Source organism: Actinoplanes sp. TFC3 (genome assembly GCF_001553785.1).
In the GTDB taxonomy this organism is placed as follows: Bacteria; Actinomycetota; Actinomycetes; order Mycobacteriales; family Micromonosporaceae; genus Actinoplanes.
Genome location: NZ_LOJP01000001.1, coordinates 2,207,924 through 2,228,581, shown reverse-complemented (window position 1 = coordinate 2,228,581; position 20,658 = coordinate 2,207,924). Strand labels below are relative to the sequence as shown.

General features: G+C 70.0%; 13 protein-coding genes and 1 pseudogene. 4 read left to right on the top strand and 10 right to left on the bottom strand.

Annotation, left to right across the window (positions count from 1 at the left end; all coding sequences use genetic code 11):
• Positions 1 to 41 precede the first annotated feature (41 nt).
• The 7 genes from TFC3_RS10205 to fabG all read right to left on the bottom strand — a co-directional run bounded on the left by TFC3_RS10205 (position 42) and on the right by fabG (position 14,240).
• The gene (locus TFC3_RS10205; RefSeq protein WP_067498620.1) at positions 42 to 1,976 is read right to left on the bottom strand and encodes a translation factor GTPase family protein; all 1,935 of its coding nucleotides are present in this window, start codon (positions 1,974 to 1,976) and stop codon (positions 42 to 44) included.
• 702 nt (positions 1,977 to 2,678) lie between these two features.
• The gene (locus tag TFC3_RS10200) at positions 2,679 to 3,527 is read right to left on the bottom strand and encodes an HAD-IIA family hydrolase (RefSeq protein WP_369819671.1); all 849 of its coding nucleotides are present in this window, start codon (positions 3,525 to 3,527) and stop codon (positions 2,679 to 2,681) included.
• Positions 3,476 to 4,498: a ferrochelatase gene (locus tag TFC3_RS10195; protein ID WP_067498614.1), complete on the bottom strand. Its 1,023-nt coding sequence runs from the start codon at positions 4,496 to 4,498 to the stop codon at positions 3,476 to 3,478. The genes TFC3_RS10200 and TFC3_RS10195 overlap by 52 nt, the downstream gene beginning before the upstream one ends.
• A 57-nt stretch (positions 4,499 to 4,555) precedes the next feature.
• A complete protein-coding gene (locus tag TFC3_RS10190; RefSeq protein WP_067498612.1) occupies positions 4,556 to 11,974 on the bottom strand; it encodes a hypothetical protein in 7,419 nt (2,472 codons plus the stop codon).
• A 179-nt stretch (positions 11,975 to 12,153) separates the two neighbouring features.
• Positions 12,154 to 12,435 (bottom strand): hypothetical protein, encoded by a 282-nt coding sequence (locus TFC3_RS10185; protein ID WP_067498610.1) that lies wholly within the window; start codon positions 12,433 to 12,435, stop codon positions 12,154 to 12,156.
• A 296-nt stretch (positions 12,436 to 12,731) separates the two neighbouring features.
• Positions 12,732 to 13,499, bottom strand: coding sequence for an enoyl-ACP reductase FabI (gene fabI, locus TFC3_RS10180; RefSeq protein ID WP_067498608.1), 768 nt, complete (start codon positions 13,497 to 13,499; stop codon positions 12,732 to 12,734).
• Between the two features lie 36 nt (positions 13,500 to 13,535).
• The gene (gene fabG / locus TFC3_RS10175; RefSeq protein WP_067498598.1) at positions 13,536 to 14,240 is read right to left on the bottom strand and encodes a beta-ketoacyl-ACP reductase; all 705 of its coding nucleotides are present in this window, start codon (positions 14,238 to 14,240) and stop codon (positions 13,536 to 13,538) included.
• A 389-nt stretch (positions 14,241 to 14,629) separates the two neighbouring features.
• On the opposite strand from fabG, the gene TFC3_RS39200 reads away from it, so the two are divergent.
• Together TFC3_RS39200 and TFC3_RS10165 are read left to right on the top strand one after the other, a co-directional pair.
• Positions 14,630 to 14,911, top strand: a complete 282-nt coding sequence (locus TFC3_RS39200) for an alpha/beta hydrolase (RefSeq protein WP_236718058.1) — start codon at positions 14,630 to 14,632, stop codon at positions 14,909 to 14,911.
• Positions 14,908 to 15,897, top strand: coding sequence for an acyltransferase family protein (locus TFC3_RS10165; RefSeq protein ID WP_153040165.1), 990 nt, complete (start codon positions 14,908 to 14,910; stop codon positions 15,895 to 15,897). The genes TFC3_RS39200 and TFC3_RS10165 overlap by 4 nt, the downstream gene beginning before the upstream one ends.
• A 372-nt stretch (positions 15,898 to 16,269) precedes the next feature.
• On the opposite strand, the gene TFC3_RS10160 is transcribed toward TFC3_RS10165, so the two are convergent.
• The 3 genes and pseudogenes from TFC3_RS10160 to TFC3_RS10150 form a co-directional block, all read right to left on the bottom strand.
• The gene (locus tag TFC3_RS10160; protein WP_067498589.1) at positions 16,270 to 17,220 is read right to left on the bottom strand and encodes a VWA domain-containing protein; all 951 of its coding nucleotides are present in this window, start codon (positions 17,218 to 17,220) and stop codon (positions 16,270 to 16,272) included.
• Complete coding sequence (locus TFC3_RS10155; protein ID WP_067498586.1) at positions 17,217 to 18,215, bottom strand: DUF58 domain-containing protein; 999 nt, start codon at positions 18,213 to 18,215, stop codon at positions 17,217 to 17,219. The genes TFC3_RS10160 and TFC3_RS10155 overlap by 4 nt, the downstream gene beginning before the upstream one ends.
• A 259-nt stretch (positions 18,216 to 18,474) precedes the next feature.
• Positions 18,475 to 19,611: pseudogene (locus TFC3_RS10150) on the bottom strand (AAA family ATPase); the annotation flags it as partial.
• Positions 19,612 to 19,883: 272 nt separating this feature from the next.
• Here TFC3_RS10150 and TFC3_RS10145 point away from each other — a divergent pair.
• Both TFC3_RS10145 and TFC3_RS10140 read left to right on the top strand, forming a co-directional pair.
• On the top strand, positions 19,884 to 20,090 hold the full coding sequence (locus TFC3_RS10145; protein ID WP_067498580.1) for a hypothetical protein: 207 nt from the start codon (positions 19,884 to 19,886) through the stop codon (positions 20,088 to 20,090).
• A 9-nt stretch (positions 20,091 to 20,099) separates the two neighbouring features.
• Positions 20,100 to 20,600: a PH domain-containing protein gene (locus TFC3_RS10140; protein WP_067498577.1), complete on the top strand. Its 501-nt coding sequence runs from the start codon at positions 20,100 to 20,102 to the stop codon at positions 20,598 to 20,600.
• Positions 20,601 to 20,658 lie beyond the last annotated feature (58 nt).

Here is a 20,658-nt window from a genome sequence, read left to right as displayed (position 1 = left end):
CCCCGCATCACCTGTCCCCTTCCTTCAGTAAACAACGCCCCCTACCGTGGCACAGCGCGGAACCACCCCTCCCGCTCCCCCGGATCGGGCCCGCGCCGCGGCAGCTCCGGCATCTCCCCGCCGCCCACCGCCGCGTAATGGTCGAAGTGAGTAGTCAGCACCGCTTCCCCACCCGTCAGGTCGGGCAAAGCCGCCACCAACTGCGGAACCCGCGATGACGGTACGTCCCCACTGACCTCGAGGTATCCGCCCGCCGCCGCCGTGTCGCGGATGACCGCGCCGAGGCGGCCGAGCAGGCCCAGCACCGCGTCCACCGTGGGATGCGGGAGGTTGACGTCGAAGCGCTCGATCGGGTGGCAGACCCGCGTGCCCGCCTGGCGCAGCGCCGCAGATATCACGACCGGGGCCAGGTTGCGGAAGTCCGCGGCCACGCTGGAGATGGACTTGTCGAACTTCTGGTGCGGTTTGCTTTGGCGCGGCCAGTACTGCGATGACGTCATGGTGACCGTGCAATCGGTGACCGGCCAGCCGTGGCGGCCGTGGTGCAGGGCAGCGCGTACCCCCTGTTCCGTGGCTGCAATGAACGCCGGGGGTAGGCGACCTGGTTCGATGCCGGGGCGGAACTCGATGCCGTGGCCGGTCTTGGCAGCCTCGATGCGCAGGCCGAGCCCGGCCAGGTACGGGTTGCCGCGTTCCTTGACCCGGTCCTCGGCCGCTCCGGTGCCCACCACGCGTTCGATGCAGGCGGTCAGCGTGTCCGAGAACCGCACCCTTACGCCGTACCGCTCCTCCAGCAGCGCCGCGACAACCTCCTTCTGCACCTCGCCGTGCAGGCGGATCACCGCCTGCGCCTGCTGTTCCTCCAGCCGCAGGTCGACCAGCGGGTCCTCGTCGGCGAGCTCGGCCAGGCCGGCGAACATCGCCAGTCGCTGGGACGGGTTGACGGGTTCGACGAGGGCCTGGCGGGTGGGCGGCGGGAACCGGTAAAGGTTGCGCCGGGGTGGGGTGCCGATGTGCTGGCCGATCCGAGCGGGCAGGCCCCGGACCGCGGCGATCTGGCCGGCCGAAGCCGACGGGCGATCGAGCACGCCGGCCGGCTCGCTGACGGCGATGCCGGTCACGGTTTGCCGGCGGGTTCCTTCGACGGGCACCCGGTCGCGTACCCGTAGCTGCCCGGACCACAGCCGCAGCCAAGCCCGCCTGCCATGCGCGTCGCGGTCGACGGCGAAAACGGTGCCCGCCAGCGGGCCGTCCGGTTGGCCGCTGTGCGGCAGCAGGGCGGCCAGGAGGTGACGCAGATGCGGTACGCCGGCTCCGGTGATCGCCGAGCCGCATGCGACGGGGCTGAACTCGGCACGGCGTACCGCATGCCGGATGGCCAGACGGACGTCGCGCGCCCGGATTGTTTCGCCGGCCAGCCATCGGGTGGCGATGATGTCGTCGACCTCGGCCACCGCTTCCACGACGGATTCGCCGGTGAGGTCGACGGCGTCCTGACCGGTGGCGGTGGTGAGCAGGACCGCGTGCGGGGTGAGCCGCTGGCGTACCTGGGTGAGGGCCCGATCGACGTCGGCGCCGCGGCGGTCCACCTTGTTGAGGAAAATCATTGTGGGTACGCCGATGCGGCGCAGCGCTCGCCAGATGGCGACGGTCTGCGGTTGGACGCCCTCGACGCTGGACACCACCAGCACAGCGGCGTCGAGCACGGCGAGGGAGCGTTCGACTTCGGCGATGAAGTCGGGGTGGCCCGGGGTGTCGAGCAGGTTGACGGTGAGCTCACCGAGGCGAAGCGACGTGACGGCCGCCCGGATGGTGATGCCGCGCCGGCGTTCCAACTCCATCGAGTCGGTGCGCGTGGTGCCCGCGTCGACGCTTCCGGGTTGGGAAACGGCGCCGGCTTCGTACAGCAGGCGCTCGGTCAGGCTGGTTTTTCCAGCATCAACATGGGCGACGATGCCCAAATTCAGCAGGGACAAGGTGCAACTCCACGGTAGGACGGGCAAGGGTCCGGGGCGTGGAAGTCGCTCGCATTGTCACTCCTGAAATAGATGTCACGGCACAAGCACCACCAGTTCACACGCTCACGGCGGCGGCCGCCACCGAATATCGGGCGGCTGCCGGTGCGCTGTCGGTTACTTGCCGGCCTGACTGGCGCATGCCTGCTGGGCTTTTCGCCAGGTCTTTTCCGGTACGCCGGGTGGTTTGCTGGTCGGGATGGTGCCTGGACTGCCGGGGCCAGGTGCAGGAGGAGCGCCTGGCGGCATTCCGCCTGGTCCGCCGGGGATTCCGCTTGGTCCGCCGGGGCCGGCCGAGCCCATCGGCAGGCCGGGACCGCCGCCACCCGGAACGCCCGGTCCTCCAGGAACGCCCGATGATCCGGGAACGCCCGGCCCAGGACCGCCCGGCCCAGGACCGCCCGGCGGTGGCCCACCGGGAGGTGGTCCAGCGGGGAGCGGCACGCCGTTTTGGCGCAGGCAGTCCAGGTACTCCGTCAGCGCAGCGTTCGCGCTCGGCGGCGGCGCAGCCTCGCCTCCGGGCGCCGCCGAATCACCCGGCCCGGTCCCGCAGCCTGCTGTCGCAAGAGCCGCGGCGACGAGGATGGCGGCAGCACCCCAGCGCAAGTCATTCATCACCGTCACCAGGTACCACCCGGGCGCGGGCTGTACGCCTGGGAAGGGTCAGATCTCGTTGATGAGGTCGGCGACGCTGTTGACGACGCGGGAGGGGCGGTAGGGGTAGCGTTCGCTTTCGGCCTGGGTGCTGATGCCGGTGAGGACCAGGATTGTTTCGAGGCCCGCTTCCAGGCCGCAGAGGACGTCGGTGTCCATGCGGTCGCCGATCATGGCGGTGCTTTCGCTGTGGCCGCCGATGACGTTGAGGGCTGAGCGCATCATCATGGGGTTGGGCTTGCCGACGAAGTAGGGGTCCACGCCGGTGGCCTTGCTGATCATGGCTGCTACCGAGCCGGCTGCGGGGAGGGCGCCCTCGTTGGAGGGGCCGGTGGCGTCGGGGTTGGTGCAGATGAAGCGGGCCCCGTCGTTGATGAGCCGGACCGCCTTGGTTATCGCTTCGAAGCTGTAGGTGCGGGTTTCACCGAGAACCACATAGTCGGGGGCGAACTCGGTCAGCACGTAGCCGGCTGCGTGCATGGCGGTCGTCAGGCCGGCTTCACCAATCACATATGCGGTGCCGCCGGGGCGCTGGTCGGCCAGGAACTGCGCGGTGGCCAGCGCCGCCGTCCAGATGGACTGCTCGGGCACTTCGAAACCCATGCGCGCGAGGCGGGCCTGCAGGTGGCGGGGGGTGTATATGGAGTTGTTGGTGAGGATGAGGAACGGCTTGCCCGACTTCTTCATCCGGTTGACGAACTCGGGCGCGCCCGGCACCGGCTCGCCCTCGTGGACGAGCACGCCATCCATGTCGGTGAGCCAGCTCTCGATGGCTTTGCGCTCGGGCATGAGACTCCTCAAAGAACCTACGGTCGGCGTCGGGGCGGCGGGCAGCAGTCGGCGGGGCAGACGTCCCAGACCGGGAGCGTACCGAGCTTGTCGCGCTGGGCGTCCTGAGTGCGTTCCCGGACCAGCTCGCGGATCATGGTGACGAACCGGGGGTCGGTGCCGGGGGTGGCCGCACGCGCGTAGCCCAGGCCCAGCTCGGCGGCGGTCTCCTTGGCCTCATTGTCGAGGTCCCAGATGACTTCGAGGTGATCCGAGACGAAACCGATGGGGCTGACCACCACGTCGGTGACGCCCTTCTCGGCCAGCGCCGTGAGGTGGTCGTTGATGTCGGGCTCCAGCCACGGCACCTGCGGCGGGCCCGAGCGGCTCTGCCACACCAGGTCCCAGGGCAGGTCGGCGGCGGCGGCGGCGTGCACCAGCGCGGCCGTCTCGTTGAGCTGGGCCTCGTAGCGCCCGCCGGTGGGTCCGGCGGTGGCGGCCATCGAGCTGGGAATCGAATGGGCGGTGAAGACCAGCCTGGTCGTTGCGCGCCGTGCCGGGTCCAGCTTCTGCAGAGCATCGCGTACGGCCTCAGCGTGCGGCTGTACGAAACCAGGGTGATCGTGGAACTGTCGCAGCTTGGTGATCGCCGGTGCCCCCGGGCCGACCTTCTTGCGGGCCTCGGCGATGTCCTCCCAATACTGCTTGCAGGACGAATAACCGCCGTAGGCGCTGGTAGCGAAGCCGAGCGCGGAGGTGATGCCGTCGTCGCGCATCTGCGCCACGGTGTCGGCGAGCATGGGCTGCCAGTTGCGGTTGCCCCAGTACGCCGGCAACTGCACGTCGTTGGCGGCGAAGTCGGCCTGCACCGCGGCGAGCAGGTCGCGGCACTGCTGATTGATCGGTGACACCCCACCGAAGTGCATGTAGTGCTCGGCGACGGCAGCCAGCCGCTCCTCGGGGACACCGCGCCCGCGCGTCACGTTGCGCAGGAACGGCATCACATCGCCGGGATGCTCGGGGCCGCCGAAGGACAGCAGAAGAAACGCGTCGTACGCCACCGGACCATCCTCCCCCTTGCGGTCCGGTGGCGCCCACGCACCCCCATGGCTCAGCGGTCACCGTTGCCTGGTCACCGGCCTCTTACGTGCGCCGATGCGGGCCAGGGCGCCGCCGATGATGAGCATCACAGACACCGCGAGCAACCCGCCGAGGCTCTGCCCGGTCCTGGGCAGGTTGCCGATGACGCTGCCGCCGCTGGTGGAGTTGTCGGCCGGCACGTCCGAGCCGGTGTCGGTGGACCCGGCGATCGACAGCAGCGCCTCGATCGTGTTGTTGGTGATGTTGCCCTCCGGGCTCGTGGTGCTGATCATCACCCGTACCGGATGCACGCCCTTCTTCGCCGCCGTGGTGATCCGCAGGGTCAGCCAGAGTTCGCTGGCCGTGCCCACCGGGGCGTCCGGGCCCTCGCACACCACGGCGTTCGCGTCGCCGGTCTCGTCGGGCATGCAGTCGACGTCCGCGAGCTCGTCGGTCGAGGCCGCCGCCACCAGCGCCGCGCTGGCCGAGGCGTCCAGCAGCACCTGCGCCTTCTCCAGGTTCACCCCGGCCGGCGGGTCGATCTCGAACACGATCCCGTTTGCCGTCTGCGAACCGTTGTTGCTGTACGGCAGCTTCAGCAGCACCGTCCCGCCGGGCCGCGCGGTGGTCGTCTTGCGCTTGACGCCCAGGTTGAGGTCGACGCGGCTAGCCACCACCGAGATCCCCGGCATCGGCTGGTCATCGGCGTCGTCGCAGCTACCGTTGGCCGGCTCGGCGTCCAGGCAGCCCCCGATGATCGTGGTGTTCACCGGCACCGTGCGGCCCACCACAAACGGGATGTTGTAGGTGTACTCGTCGCCCACCACCAGGTCACGGGTGCAGGTGACCACGTTGGCTTCCTCGTCCCACACGCAGTCGCCGGGCAGAGGTGAGCCCGGGGTGAGCCCGCGCGGCACCTTGAGGGTCAGCACGTGCGGGGTGGCGTCGTCAGGGCCCGGGTTGCTCAGCCGGATCGGCAGCACCGTCTTCTGCCCGGGCGCGGCCGGGTTGACCGTGGGCGCGCCGAACGTGGTGGTGACCGTGTCGGCGTCGCCGCCCGTGGTCACCAGCACCCCGGAGGCCACGAGTTGGTCGGTGGTGCTGTCGTCGTCGGTGAGCGTGACGTTGGTCGCCGTCCACTTGGCGGTGCTGGCGGTGCCCGAGGCCACGGCGACGTCCAGCGTCACCGTGATGGTGCCCGCCTCGACCGCCATTCCGGTGCAGCTGACCTGGTTGTCTTGCGCTTCGCACGTACCGGATGAATTCTCACCGTCGCTGGACAGCGGGGTGGCTCCGGAGATCGTGAAACCGCTCGGCAGGTTCTCGGTGGGCACGATCAGGCTCAACCCGTCGCGGATGCTCGTGTCGGCGACCGTGATCGTCGGCGAGCCGCTCGACCCGGCGGAGATCTCCTCGGGGCCGAACTCGATGGTCGCGGTGTTGCGCAGCGGCTGGTACAACGCCAGCGGGTCGTTCACGTCGATGTCGGCCAGGCAGGTCCGCGAGCCGCCGATGGTGACGCAGCCACCGCTGGCCGGCAAGCCCGCGTCGGCGTCCGCGGCCACCGCCACCGGCAGCACCCAGACCCGGGGGCCGGCGCCCACCGCCTGGTTGAAACGGCAGCTCAGCTGGGTGGTGCTGACCACCGTGCAGTCCGCGGCGGCCTGACCGGACAGGGTGCCGAAGGTCGTCTGGCTGGGCGCCTGGATCGTGGCGACCTGACCGGTGGCATCCGACGGGCCGGCGTTGGTGATCGTGACCGTCATCGTGGTCGTCGTACCCGTCTCGACCGGGTCGGTCGGGCCGCTGACCGCAACGTTGACGCCAGGCACCGGCGTACCCGTGGTCAGGATCGTGCCGTTGCCCTGAGCCGTCTGCGTGCCGCGGGTGAGCGTGATCGGGTTCGCCGCCCACGTCACCCCGGCGGGCAGGTTCGAGGCGGTCGCCACGACGATCGACACAGCCTCGTTGGTGCCGGCCGTCAGCGTCACGTTCGAGCACACGATCTGCGTGGCCTGCACCTGGCAGGACGAGCCGGCCGGGCCGGTCGCCGAGGTCACCGAGAAGCCGGTGGGCAGCCCGGTCAGCGGCACGCTCAGGCCCAGCCCGCTCGCCGGGCGCTGCGAGTTGACCACGGCATAGCCGGTGGCGCTCAGGCCCGGGGTCGCGGTGCCGGTGCGCGCCGACACGGTCACCGAGGTGCCCAGCGGTGCACCCAGCTCGATGTCCGGGATCGGGTTGTCCGGCGGGGTGGTGCAGGCGCCGTCGCGGTTGGTGTCGACGCAGCCACCGTCCACCGGTTCGCCCGGATCGGCCGTCGGCGGCACCAGGATCTGCAGCGTGAACTGCACGTTCGTGGCGGCGAGCACGTCGAGCGTGCAGTCGACCTGGGTGGCCGAGGAACGCACGCAGAACTCGGCGACGGCGGTGCTGAGGGTGCCGAACGAGGTGCCGGTCGGCGCCCGGAAGACGAACCGGGCGTTGCGGGCGTTCGAGGGACCCGGGTTGGTGACGGTGACCTGCAGGTCGCCGGTGTCACCGGGCAGCAGCGTGCCGTCCGCCGGGCCCGCCACGGTCACGGTCAGCGGCGCGTTCTCGGCGCCGACGGTCGCGGCGGTCACGCTCCGGTTCACCGACTCGCTGCCCCGCGACACCGTGACGGCCGGCGCCCACACCGCGCCCGGGTTCGCCGCAGCGGTGGCGGCAAGCGACACACGCAAGGCGATGCTGCCACCGGCCCCGATGCTGAAATCACCACAGGTGTACGCGGTGGGGCTCGTCGTGCAGGTGCCGGAGTCGACGGCGATGCCGGTGGTGGTCACCCCGGCCGGCAGCGCGTCGCGCGGAATGCCCACCCGGACACCGCCGCGGGCCTGGCTCATCGCCACGGTCACCGTGGTGGTCGCGGTGGCGCCGGGCACGATCGGGGTGTTCGTGGCGCTCAACGTGGTGACCTGGCCCAGCGGGGTGGCCAGCACGATGTCGGGCAGCGCGCGGTCGTTGGTGCCGCCGCAGGCCGAGTCACCGTCGAGGTCCAGGCAGCCACCGGTCAGCGCCTGCGCGGGGTCGGCGTTGCCGGGCACCACGATGGGCACCGTCCAGACCAGGCTCGCTGGGGTCACGGCCAGGGTCACCGAGCAGCTGAGCCGGGTCGCGCTGTCCGGCGTACAGGCATCAGCGATCGAACCGGTCAGCGTGCCGAACGCCGTGCCGACCGGGGCGCGCAGCATCACCAGGGCGTTCGTGGCCGTGGAGGTGCCGGTGTTGGTCAGCGTGACCTGCATGCCGGTGGTGTCGCCGGGCAGCACCGTCCCCGGTTGCGGCCCGGTGATCGCCGCGTTCAGCGTGTACTGGGGGTCGCCGGTGCGTACCAGCTGACCCGCGCCGGTGGCCCGGTCACCGTTGGCGTTGGTGGCCGTGATCGCCCGCGTGGCCCACACCAGGTTCGCCGGGGCGTCGGCCGGCACGCTGATCGGGACGCTGATCGTGGCACCGCCGGCGGGCACGTTCACCCCCGTACACGTGATCGCCGTGGCGCCGACCGTGCACGTGCCGGACGGGCTGGCCGCGACCGTGCCCAGCGTCATCTGCGCGGGCTTGGTGTCCAGCGGAACCGACACCGTCAGGCCGGTCTGCGCCGGGCTCGCCGACAGCAGCACCTGCGCGGTGCCGGTGGCGCCCGGCGTCACCTGCGCCGGCGTGGTGGCGATGTCCACCTGCCGGTCGAACGGCGCGCTCAGCACGATGTCCGGCAGCGGGTCGTCGCTGGTGTCGCACATCCCGTTGTTGTTCAGGTCCACGCAGCCACCGTCGAGCGGCATGCCCGGGTCGGCGCCCGGCGAGACCACGATCGGCAGGGCCAGGCGCAGCGGCGGGGCCGCCTCGGGCAGGTCGAACGTGCAGGACACCCGGGTCGGCGACACGAGCGTGCAGGTGCTCGACGTGGGGCTGGTGAGCGGGCCGAACGTCGCGCCGTCGGGGGCGAGCACGGAGATGGTGTCGTCGGTGGCGTCCGACGGGCCGGTGTTGTCGATGTCCAGGCCCAGGGTGCCGGTGCCGCCCGGAACGATCGGGGTGGCCGGGCCGGTCACCGTGGTGTCCAGCACGTACAGCGGCGCGCCGACCACGGCGAGCCGGCCGCGGGTGGTCGCCGACTGGGTGCCGCGCGCCACGGTGATCGCCGTCGGGGTCCAAGTGGTGCCCTCGGTGGCCGAGGACGCGGCGGCAACACCGAGCGACACCACACCTGTCCTACCCTGCGTGATCGCCAAGCCGGTGCAGGTGATCTGGGTAGCCGACTGCGTGCACGTACCGCCATTACTGGCGCTCTGAGTGGCTACCGACAGTCCGGCCGGCAGCTCGGCCAGCGGCACGGTCACGCTGACGCCGTTCTGGTCGCCGTGCGAGGCGGTCACGCTGATGGTGGCCACGTCCTGCCGGCCCGGGGTGACGGTGGCGCTGGTGGTGTCCAGGCTGACCTGGCGGTCAAACGGCACGGCCAGCACGATCGGGTCGATCGGCTCGTCGTCCGGCCCGCAGCCGGTGACCCCGTCGAGGTCGACGCAGCCGCCACCGAGCGGGGTGAACGGGTCCGCAGCACCCGACACGAGCAGCGGCAGCACAAGCTGCGGGGTCTGGTCATGAGCGTCGATGCCGGCGGTGCACTGCGCCCGCGACGGGGCTGTCACTGTGCAGTACGTGCTGGTGGGGGCTGTGGGCGTACCGAAAGACGCGCCGTTGGGAGCCAGCACCGTGACCGTGGCGTCTGCGGCGTCCGACGGGCCCGCGTTGGCGACCACCACGCTGAGCTGCGTAGTCGCGCCGGGCTGCACGGTGTTGTCGGCCGGGCCGGTCACTGTCGCCGACAGGTCGATCACCGGCGGACCGGCCACCGCCAGATCACCGCTGCGCGTCACCTGCTCGTCGCCGTCGGACACCGCCACGTCGCTCGCGGTCCACTTGGCCGGCGGAACCACCCCGGGGTCCAGGGCCACGGTCAGCGCGACCTCCCGCTGCTGTCCTGCGGTCAGACCCAGACCGGTGCAGGTCACCGCGGTGGCGCCAATTGTGCAGGCCCCCGGCGCCGCGGTCGTGGACACGGTGGTCACCCGGAACCCGTCCGGCAGCGCGGCGAGCGGCACGGTCACCGACAGGTTGTCCTCGTCCTGCGTCGAGGTCAGCCGCACCCGGGCAACTCCGGAGAGTCCCGGCGTGACTGTGACCGGCGCCAGCGTCGTGGTCAGGCGCGTACCCAGCGGTGTGCGCAACTGGATCGACGGCAGGCCCTCGTCGCCGGGGTCGTTGCAGTCCGCGTCACCGTTGAAGCTCACGCAACCGCCGTCCAGCGGCGTGGCCGGATCGGCCTGAGCGGAAATCGCCAGCGGCAGGGTCAAGTCGACGCTGTCACGCGCCGCGAGCGAAACCGTACAACTCAGCGCGGTCGGGCCGGTGGCGGTGCAGAACTGGGCGGCGGTGCCGTCGAGAGTGCCGAACGTCGTCGAACGCGGGGCCAGCACGGTGAAGGTCTCGTCGGTGGCATCCGACGGGCCGTCGTTGGTCACTGTCACACCCATCGAGGTACGTTGCCCCGGCCGTACGGTTCGCGGCGCCGGCCCGGTCGCGTCGACCGACAAGGTCCACTGCGGCTGCGCGGTGATCAGGACACCGGAGGTCTGCCCGGTGGAGTCGCCGCTGGTCGCGCTGACCGGGGCGGAGGGCGTGGTAACCCAGTTGGTGGTGACATTCGAAGCCAGGGTCACCGGTACGGACACGGTGACCGATCCCATGGCGGGGACGGTGACGCCGCTGCAGTAGATGCTGGCGGCCGAGCTCGTGCAGGTGCCGCCGCCGGAGGTGGTCACGGTGCCGACTGAGTAGCCGGTGGGCGGGGCCGGGATCGTGACAGCTGTGTTCGTACCGGGGACAATTCCGCTGTTGGCGACCTTGATCTTCGCTGTTGCGGCGTTTCCGCCAGGGATCGCGGTGGCCGGGGTGATGGACAAACCGTTGTTGAGGTTCACATCCGGGTCGCTGACCGTCAGCAGCCGGCCCTGACCGGTCACCGGGGAGCCGTTGAGGGTCGCGCGGATGTTCGCCAGATCCCAGGTGGTGCCGGGCGCGGTGGTGGTCGTCGCGGCCGCCTTGACCGTGATCTCGATCTTGTCGTTGGCCGGCACAGTGACATCCGCGCAGGTGATCGTGGTGGCGGTAACAGTGCACGGGTTGCTGCCCACCGCGGCGCTGACGATCGAGACGCCGTCCGGCTCGCCCGCCAACGGCACCGTGACGGTCGCGCGCGCATCCGACGGGCCCGCGTTGGTGACAGTGATCGGCGTCTGCGCGGTCTTACCGGCCGGCACGGTCATCTGGGTCACGGTGATCGAACCACCGGTCGTCTGCGGGTCACCAACGGTCACCAACCGGCCGGAACCGCTGACCGACAGCGTGGTGTCCATGATGTTGGGGAACGGGGTGCTGACCGCGGTGATCGTGCCCGTACCGGGAGACCAGTTCCCGGCGCCTGCCGCGTTCGCCGCCACAGTCACCGGCAGCGAAACAGTGGCGCTGCCGCCGCCGGGCACGGTGACGCCGGTGCAGCGGATCTGCGTGGTGCTGGCCGTCGAACAGGTGCCGCCGCCGGTCGTGGTCACTTCACCCAGGGTGTAGCCGGTTGGCGGGGCGGGGATGGTGATGACGGTGTTGGGTGCGGCTACCTCACCGGCGTTGGTCACGGTGACTGCGGGAGCTGCGGTCGTACCCGGAACGATGGTCTTGGCAGTGGTCTGGATCGCCCCGAACCTGACGACGCCCGAACACGTCGACTCGGCGACGGTCACGGGGCCCTCCGCGACGCCGCCCAGCAGCTTGAGGTCCAGGCCGAGGACGTTGAAGTTCAGCCGGCCCGACGTCGCGTTGTAGGTCGCGGTCTGCTTGTCCAGCGTGCCGGTGAGAAGACCTGGCAGGTTGATGGCCAACCCCGGGGACGGGTTCGTGGTCGCGCCGAGCAGCTTGAGGTTCGCGGTGTCCGTGCCCCCGGTGACGCTGGTCGGCGTCATGGAACAAGAGGTGGTGACCGCGTCCAGGCTCAGCGTGTTCGCGCCCAGCAGGTTCAGCCCTTCCACCTTCGCCTGGGCCTGACCGCCGTCGCCGTCCGGCCCGGTGCTTGCGGTGACATCACCGGTGGTCAGCAGGCCGACCGCGTTGACATTGGCCAGGCGCTTGACGTTGGCGGCCTGCCCGCTCTGCCACGTGCTCTGCCCGGTGCTGGGATCCAGCACCGGGATACCGGCCAGCGTGACATTGACCCGCAGTGCCTGCGCGGTCGTGTTCACATTGGCCAGCGCCGCCTGAGCGGCGGTGGGCGGCCCCACCAAAGCGGTCGCCAGCAGCACAGCGGCGAAAGCGCGCAACCGGCGCGGCTCGCCCGACTCGTCATTGCGGAACCCTCGGATCACCACGGGAAAACGCTAAACGCCGCGAAAGCGAAAGATCTTTTGTTTCCGAAGAAAACTCACAGGTGAGACTTATTGACTTCGTCGCAGGTCAGGTTGGTGGCGCGCGATTCCTGGCCGGGCCTCGCGATGTTTCCCGTTTCCCGGCGGGATGGAGTCGGGCGGCGGATACTTGCGCCTCGTTCTCAGGCCAGAATGTCGAGGGATCCTGCTGTCGGCGTGATGCCGGCCCGCGTCGACTGCTGGGCTTGGACCTGCACTTGCTGGGCCTGGATCTGCTGGGAATGCTGGGATTGGGTTTGCTGGGCTTGAGCTTGCTGGGCCTTCGTGACGGCTGCTTTGTCGGCCGCGATGACCTTCTCGGCGGCCTTGGCTGCCAAGTCGGCGGCCAGCTTCTGCTGGTACTTCTCGAGTTCCGTCTGGGCGGAGGTGCTGGTTGTGCTGCTGATGGCTTCGATGGCGGCCACGGGGGTTCTCCTTCGTACCGGTGGTGACCCTTGACCTATCGGTTCGCCTCGGCCTTACATGTGATCTCTTCGGCTGTGCCCTGACTGTGAACCTTGCGCTCTGTCTTCGGCTGGGCCTGCGGCGCATCCCTTGCTCTGTGATGCAGCTCGACGCCCCTCAGCATCCTAGGAGGCTAGATTGGTATCGGGACACGGAGAAAGGGGGCTCGAAGCCCCCTTTCCGCTGGTCCGCGCCGCCGGTTACGCGCCGCTGGTCATGCGCAATCGGTTACGCACCATCGGTGATGCGTCGTCGATCAAGCGCCGAGCGCGTGGTAACCGCCGTCGACGTGGACGATCTCGCCCGAGGTGGCCGGGAACCAGTCCGACAGCAGCGCACAGATCGCCCGCGCGGTCGGCTCCTGGTCGGTCAGATCCCAGCCGAGCGGCGCGCGCTGGGCCCAGGCGTCCTCGAACTGCTCGAAGCCGGGGATCGACTTCGCCGCCATCGTGCGCAGCGGGCCCGCCGAGACCAGGTTGCTGCGGATACCCTGCTTGCCCAGGTGCAGCGCCAGGTAGCGCGACGCCGACTCCAAGCCGGCTTTGGCCACGCCCATCCAGTCGTAGACCGGCCACGCCTTGGTTGCGTCGAAGGTCAGGCCGACGATGCTGCCGCCCGAGGCCATCAGCGGCAGGCAGGCGGTGGCGAGGGACTTGTACGAGTACGTCGACACCTCCAGCGCCTTCGCCACGTCCTCCCAGCCCGCGTTGAGGAACTCGCCGCCCAGCACGCTCTGCGGCCCGAACGCGATGGAGTGGACCACGCCGTCGAGGCCGTCGACGTGCTCGCGGACCTTACCCTCCAGCGACGCCAGGTGCTCGGGATTGGTCACGTCCAGCTCGATCACCGGGGCCGGCTCGGGCAGGCGCTTGGCGATCCGCTCGACCAGCGAGAGCCGGCCGAAACCGGTCAGCACGACGGTGGCGCCGTTCTCCTGGGCGAGCTTGGCCACCGAGAACGCGATCGACGCGTCGGTGATGATGCCGGTGATGAGCAGCCGCTTACCGGCCAGCAGTGCAGACACTGATACTCCTGTTTCTCTTCTTTGCTGTCGGGCTGTTCAGTGACCCATGCCCAAACCGCCGTCGACTGGGATGACCGCACCGTTGATGTAGGCCGCGTGGTCGCTGGCCAGGAACGTGACCGTCTGCGCGACCTCCTCCGGCGTGGCCAGCCGCCCGGCCGGGATCGACTTGAGGATCTCTTCCTTGCGGGCGTCGGGCAGCACGTCGGTCATTTCGGTCTCGATGAAGCCCGGCGCGACCACGTTGGCGGTGATGTTACGGCTGCCGAGCTCGCGGGTGATCGAGCGGGCCATACCGACCAACCCGGCCTTGCTCGCCGCGTAGTTCACCTGGCCCGGACCGCCGTAGAGCCCGACGACCGAGGAGATGAAAATGATCCGGCCCCACTTGCCGCGCAGCATCTTGGTGCTCGCGCGCTTGGCGACCCGGAACGAGCCGGTCAGGTTGGTGTCGATGACCCGGCCGAACTGCTCCTCGGACATGCGCATGATCAGCGTGTCGTCGGTGATGCCGGCGTTGGCGACGAGCACCTGCACCGGACCGAGTTCCTTCTCCACCGTGGTGAAGGCCTCATCGACGGCAGCGGGGTCGGTGATGTCGCACTGCACGCCGAACAGTCCCTCGGGGGCGCCGCTACCGCGGTGCGTGACGGCCACCCGGTCGCCTTGCTTGGCAAAGGCCTGGGCGATCGCCAGGCCGATGCCACGGTTTCCTCCGGTCACCAACACGGTGCGGGCCAACGCACTGCTCCTCTGCTCAACGTACTTCTCGGTTTCGCTTGGAGACTAGGCGTTACCTGCGGGTAGGCGGAACCCGGGCTCAGTCATACCTGAGTCGTTTGACGCCTGGGTCAGCACTGCAGGGTGACGTGTCCGCGCCCATCGGCACCGCACGCTGCCGGGCATGCGAACGCTGACGCTTGCTCTGCTGCTGACCCTGACCGTCCTTGCGGTGCCGCAACCCGCTCATTCCCGCGCTGCCCTGGTGCGCGACGGGCGGAACTGTCTGCTGTACGACGAAGCCGGCGACGGGCGGGCCGTCGGACCTGGCCGCAACGCCGAGGTAACGCTGGTGGGGCACAGCTACGGCGCGCTGGTCGCGGGGCCTGGCGGCTCCCCGGCTGCCCCGCGTGCACGACATCGTGGCGCTCGGGGCGCCGGGGATGGGCGTCGATCGGGTGGCGGACCTGGGTGGCGCACGGGTGTGGACGGCCTTCGCCGCTGGTGACTGGATCCGGCGGGTGCCGCAGGTGCGGGTGGCCGGGCTCGGGCATGGGCGGCGGCCTTCGGATTCGCGGTTCGGTGCGATTGCTCTGCCGGCCGAGGGGGTCGACGGGCACGACGGCTGTTCGAGCGACGGTTCGGCGACGTTGCCCGCGGTTGCTCAGGTCGTTGCCGGGAGCGCCGCATGAGCGGGCAGCGGGATCACGGAATTGACGCTTTGCGCGTGTGCGCCATGGGTGGTGTAGTGCTCGGGCATTGGCTGGTTACCGGTTTCGTCCTGGGCGAAGCCGGTCTGCGCACGGCCAGTCCGCTGACGTCGATGCCATCGCTGGCGCCGATTACCTGGGTGCTGCAAAGGCTCGGTCTTTTCTTCTTCATCAGTGGTTTCACCCGGGCACGATCAGACGACAAAGGGCGCTTCGGTCGTACGGCAAAAGCTGCTTCTCTGTTCGTCTTGGCTTGGGTTTTCGCACTTGTGGTGGCGAGTTTGCTTGGCGTTTCGACCGGCACGTTGTGGTTCCTTTTCCCCTATCTCGTGCTGCGCCTGGGTCACCCCTGTGCGAAATGGATGGTGCTCGGCGTGCTGGTGCCCGGTCCGCTGTCAATTGTGGGCGCGTGGGCCATTCCTGGGGTGCTCGGAACTGCTGTCGCCGAAGGGGAATTTGACGGCAAACGACACGGATGGATGCCCGCGGGCGGCGGCTTGTGCGCCCTTCTGCTGCTTGTCACGGTCGGCGGTTACCCGGTCAGCGCGGTGGACGTTCCCGGTCAGGGCCGGTCGAAGCTTGACCCGCCGTCGCTGGCCGCGATCGCCTTGGCCGTCACCCAGACAGGGGTATTTCTCGTCATCCGAAACCGCGAACCCCGGCCCCGGCAATGGGTTCGGTGGATTGGCGGACGAGCGCTTGCGGTCTATCTGTGGCATCAGAGTGTGTTGCTGCTCGCCGTCGGGTTCAGCGCCGCTCTGACCTGGGTACCTGGGGTGCGAAGCCTGATCGGTTCCCCGGACGCGAGCGCCTGGGTGCTGACCCGGATCGCTTGGTTGCCGGTGCTGAGAGCCGGTCTCGTAGCCGTGACCGGCCAACACCGGTGGCGGGCACCAAGGCTGCCCCGGATTTCTCAAGTGGGACTTGGGGAGTACTGTCTCCAACGGTTCCAGACGGCCCGCTACTGACGGAGGTGATCGCTGTGCGAGATAGCGATCCTCCTAGTCGTGGCCGGGCCGCTCGTCGCCAGCCCTGAGTCACGAGGCTGCCGGCACCGCTCACCCGCTCCTTGCCGCACCCGCTTCCCACGGGTGTTGCCGTGCTGCGCCGCGGCCCCGGCGAGGAGTGCCGGTCGCGACTTTCCTCATGCGCATCCCCATTGAGCCATGACCGGAAAGCCGAATGCCATGAACCGTTTCGTCGCACCGCTGAGCTTCACCATCGCCGCTGCCTGGGTGGTCGTCGTGTTCGTTCTCGTGCACAACACCCCGTGACCGGATCACGCGCGCCGATCTGACAGTGTCTCGTCGGCGCGCGTTCTTGTCCGGTGTGAAGCTCGCTCAGGGCAGGCGGGACGTCCACAGCAAACTCAGGCCTGCGGCGGCGATGCCGAACAGTAGCGCTGCTCCGGCGTACCACTGCGTGATCTCCCGCGGTTGGACCCGGTGCCCGATCGAGCTTCCCATGTCCTCGTAGACCTTCTTCAGCTCGCTCACCGAAGCGGCCTCGTAGAAGTAGCCCTTGGTCTTCTCCGCCAACTGCTGCAGCGACAGGCGATCCACCGGTACGCGTTGCAGCGCCCCGCGGATGTCGACCACGCCGGTGTCCGTACCGAACGCGATCGTCGAGACCGGCACGTTGGCTGACAGCGCCGCCGCGCCCGCGTCCTCGATGGACCGCCCGGACGTGCGGTAGCCGTCGGACAGCAGCACGATGCGCGCCGGCGGGGCACCATCCGCGCCATCGGCCGGCACCGAGCGGATGGCGTCCAGCGAGGTGAACACCGCCTCACCGGTCGCGGTGGCCTCGGCCAAGGTGAGCCCGTCGATGCCGGTGATCACCGCCGCGCGGTCCTTGGTCGGCGGGACCAGCACGTTGGCGGCCTTGGCGAAGGAGACCAGGCCCAGGTTGTACGTCGCCGGGAGCTCCTGCACGAACGACTTCGCAGCTTCCTGGGCGGCCTCGATGCGGTTGGGCGCGACGTCGTCGGCTTCCATCGACAGCGACACGTCGATGGCCAGCATGACCGTGGCCCGTTCCAGAGGTTCCTCGCGGTCCACCGACGGCCGGGCCATCCCCAGCGACAGCACCAGCAAGCTGAGCAGGAACGCGCCGGCCGCGAGGTGACGGCGCCAGCCCAGGCCCTTGGGGGCGAGCGAGCGCAGCAGGTCGACGTTTGTGAACTTCATCGCGTACTGCCGCTTGCGGAACTGCCGCCAGATGTAGGCGGCGGCCACGAGCAGGACCGGCAGGACGGCGAGCAGCCACCAGGGTTGCAAGAAGCGGATCATCGGGTCGTCCCCCGGGTGCGTGCGTGTCGTTGAGCGGCCACGAACCGGACCATATCCAGCAGCCAGTCGGTGTCGGTGCGCAGCCTCAAGTGTGCGGCCCCGGCGGCGCGCAGGGCCCGGGCGATTTCTCCGCGTTGCTGACCGGCGGCCTCGGCGTAGGCGGCGCGCAGCTTGGCGTCGCCGGTGTGCACCTCGTGCAGCGCGCCGGTCTCCGGATCGGCGAGCGTCAGCACCCCGACGTCGGGCAGTTCCAGCTCGCGCGGGTCGACGACCTCGATGGCCAGCACGTCATGGCGTACCCCGAGCTTGCGGATGGGCCGCGACCAGCCGTCAACCGGCGCCAAGAAGTCCGAGACCACCACTGCCACACCCCGGCGGCGAGGCGGGCGGTTGAGCAGGTCGATCAAGGCACCCAGATCGGCCCGTCCGGGTTTGATCTCGGTACGTGCAATGGCGCGCAAAAGCCCCTGCGCCTCCTTGCGTCCGGGCCGGGCCGGCAACCGCATCACCGGCGCTTGCTCGGGCACCGGCTGCTGCTCGCGCTTACGGCGGAACAGCCCGGTGCGCTGCGGCGCGGCCACCTGCCCCGGCCCGGTCCCGACCACCGCGCCGATCCGGTTGCCGCCGCGCACGGTCAGATGCGCCATCGCGGTCGCCGCGGCCAGCACCAGGTCGCGTTTCAGGTACTTGGCGGTGCCGAAGTCGAGGCTCGCGGACAGGTCGATCGCCATCCACGTCTCCAGCTCGCGGTCGGCCACCGTGCGCCGGACGTGCGGCAGCGTGGTGCGCGCGGTGACCGGCCAGTCCATCCGGCGCACATCGTCACCCGGCCGGTATTCGCGGCTCTCCCCCGCCTCGCTGCCCGGCCCGGGAAGAAGACCCGCATAGTCACCCTGGAGCAGACCATCAAGCTTGCGCGTGACCAAGAGCTGAAGACGCGACAGTACGACCTCGGCACGCGCGGTGCCGGAGCCGGCTTCCTGGGATGTGGTCACGGCTCGACCGTCACTGCTGCCCCGGCCAGGCCGGTAGCTGCTGACCCTGCCCCGGCTGGCCCCCCTGGCCCTGGCCCGGCTGGCCCTGGCCGTGCTGCTGGCCCACATGCTGCTGGCCCTGGCCATGCTGCTGGCCCTGGCCGTGCTGGCCGGGGCCGTGCTGGCCTTGGCCGTGCTGCTGCTGGCCGAGGCCCTGGTGGGCGTGCTGGTGGGTGACCTGGCCGTGCTGGCCGGGGCCTACCGGGAAGGCGCCCGGGTGCGGCTGGCCGCCGAAGGGCACGCCGCTGGCCGGGGCGGGCACCCCGGACACCTGGGCGGCGTGGCCGTTCGCCGCGGGGCCGTTCGAGGCGTCCTGGCGCGAGGCCACCGAGGGCATCGGCACGCTGGCCATGATCCGGGCGACGATGTGGTCGGCCGGGATGTCGTCAGCCAGCGCGTCATAGCTGAGGACCAGCCGGTGGCGCAGGATGTCCGGGGCGATGTCCTGCACGTCCTGCGGCAACGCATAGTCCCGGCCCCGCAGCAGGGCGAGGGCCCGGGTGGCGCGGACGATGCCGAGCGAGGCGCGGGGGCTGGCTCCGTACTGGATGAGGTTGGCCACGTCGGGCATGCCGTGCTGGGCCGGGGCCCGGGTGGCCAGCACCAGCCGGACCGTGTAGTCGACCAGCGCGTTGTGCACGAACACCTGGTCGGCGCGGCGCTGCAGGGACAGCAGGTCGCCGGCGGTGAAGATCCGCTTCGGCTCCGGCGCGCTGACGCCCATCCGATAGACGATCTCGCGCTCCTCGGCGTCGGTCGGGTAACCGACGATGATCTTCATGAGGAAGCGGTCGCGCTGGGCCTCGGGCAGCGGGTAGACGCCCTCCTGCTCGATTGGGTTCTGGGTGGCCATGACCAGGAACGGGTCGGGCACCGCGTGGGACTCCCCGCCGATCGACACCTGGTGCTCGGCCATCACCTCCAGCAGCGCCGACTGCACCTTGGCCGGCGCCCGGTTGATCTCGTCGGCGAGCAGGAAGTTGACGAACACCGGGCCCAGCTCGACGTCGAACTTCTCGCTGGACTGCCGGTAGATCCGGGTGCCCACGATGTCAGCGGGCACCAGGTCGGGGGTGAACTGCACGCGGGAGAACGAGCCGCCGACGACCCGGGCCAGCGTCTCCACGGCCAGCGTCTTGGCCACGCCGGGCACGCCTTCGAGCAGGCAGTGCCCACGCGCGAGCAGGGCGACGAACATCCGCTCGACCATCCGGTCCTGCCCGACGATCACCCGCTTGACCTCGAACATGGCCCGTTCGAGCTGGGTGGCGTCCTGGGCGGGCGGCACCGGGTCACCCGACGCACCGGCAGGGGCGCTCGCGCTGGTCGTACCCTCGGGCGTGGTCGGCTCGGCCACCGGTCCTCCTGTGCACTTCGCGGTCGCGTCGGCGCGCATGCCGACGCTCAAGACTTACACGACCATGCTGGGAGCAGTCCGGCAGAGCCGCATTACGCGCCGACCGTAGACGATGAGATGTCGATCTTTCTGCGCGATGCGCACGGACGGGCACCACGAGCGGGTAGACGAAAGCCCGGATCACCCGTGTAACATTCACCCCGTCGCCGGGCGACTTCCCCCGTGGTCGCCCGGCGCTCAAAGCACCATCTCCCGCCGGTAACGTTGTGCCGATGGTCGAGGATCTCGCCGTTCAATGTTCGGCCAAGGGCTGCCGGGCTGCGGCTGTGTGGGCGTTGCACTGGAACAATCCAAAATTGCACGCGGCGTCGTACCGGAAAATCTGGCTCGCCTGTGACCAGCATCGGAAGACCTTGGGCGAATTCCTGGATCTCAGGGGTTTCCTGCGCGAGGTGACCGAGTTTCCCCCCGCTGACTAGTCTCAAGGGGTGAGCGAGCATGCGAGCGCCCTGGAACCGTGGCCCGAGACCGTCGCCTGGCGGCCGGTGTCGCGCAGCCTGATCACTGTAGAGCTGATCGGCCTGGCCGGCTGGACGGTCGCCGCGCTCGCCGTGTTCGCCGCCGTCTGGATCTGGACCGGCTACTGGCTCTGGCCCGTGCTCATCGTCGTCGAGCTCGCCCTGGCCGCCTGGCGCGCCATCGTGACGTTTCGAGCAGTGAAGGCGTGGGGGTACGCCGAACGTGACAACGATCTGCTCGTGCGCCACGGCCTGGTGATCCGGCGGCTGTCGATCGTGCCGTACGCGCGCATGCAGTTCGTGGATGTAACGGCCGGCCCCCTGGAACGGGCATTCAAGCTGGCCACGGTGCAACTGCACACCGCCGCGGCAGCCAGCGACGCCAAGATCCCCGGCCTCCCGCCGGACGAGGCGGCCCGGCTGCGCGACCGGCTCACCGCCCTCGGCGAGGACCGGGCCGAGGGCCTGTGACCGCCGCCGACGCCCGGCCTCAGCCGGAACCACCCCCGCGCCCCGGCCACAGCTCCCC

What these genes read in the sequence shown, in the direction of transcription:
- TFC3_RS10145 (WP_067498580.1), top strand. Translation starts at nt 19,884, where the DNA reads ATGGTCGAGGATCTCGCCGTTCAATGTTCGGCCAAGGGCTGCCGGGCT.
- TFC3_RS10165 (WP_153040165.1), top strand. Translation starts at nt 14,908, where the DNA reads ATGAGCGGGCAGCGGGATCACGGAATTGACGCTTTGCGCGTGTGCGCC.
- TFC3_RS10160 (WP_067498589.1), bottom strand. Translation starts at nt 17,220, where the DNA reads ATGATCCGCTTCTTGCAACCCTGGTGGCTGCTCGCCGTCCTGCCGGTC.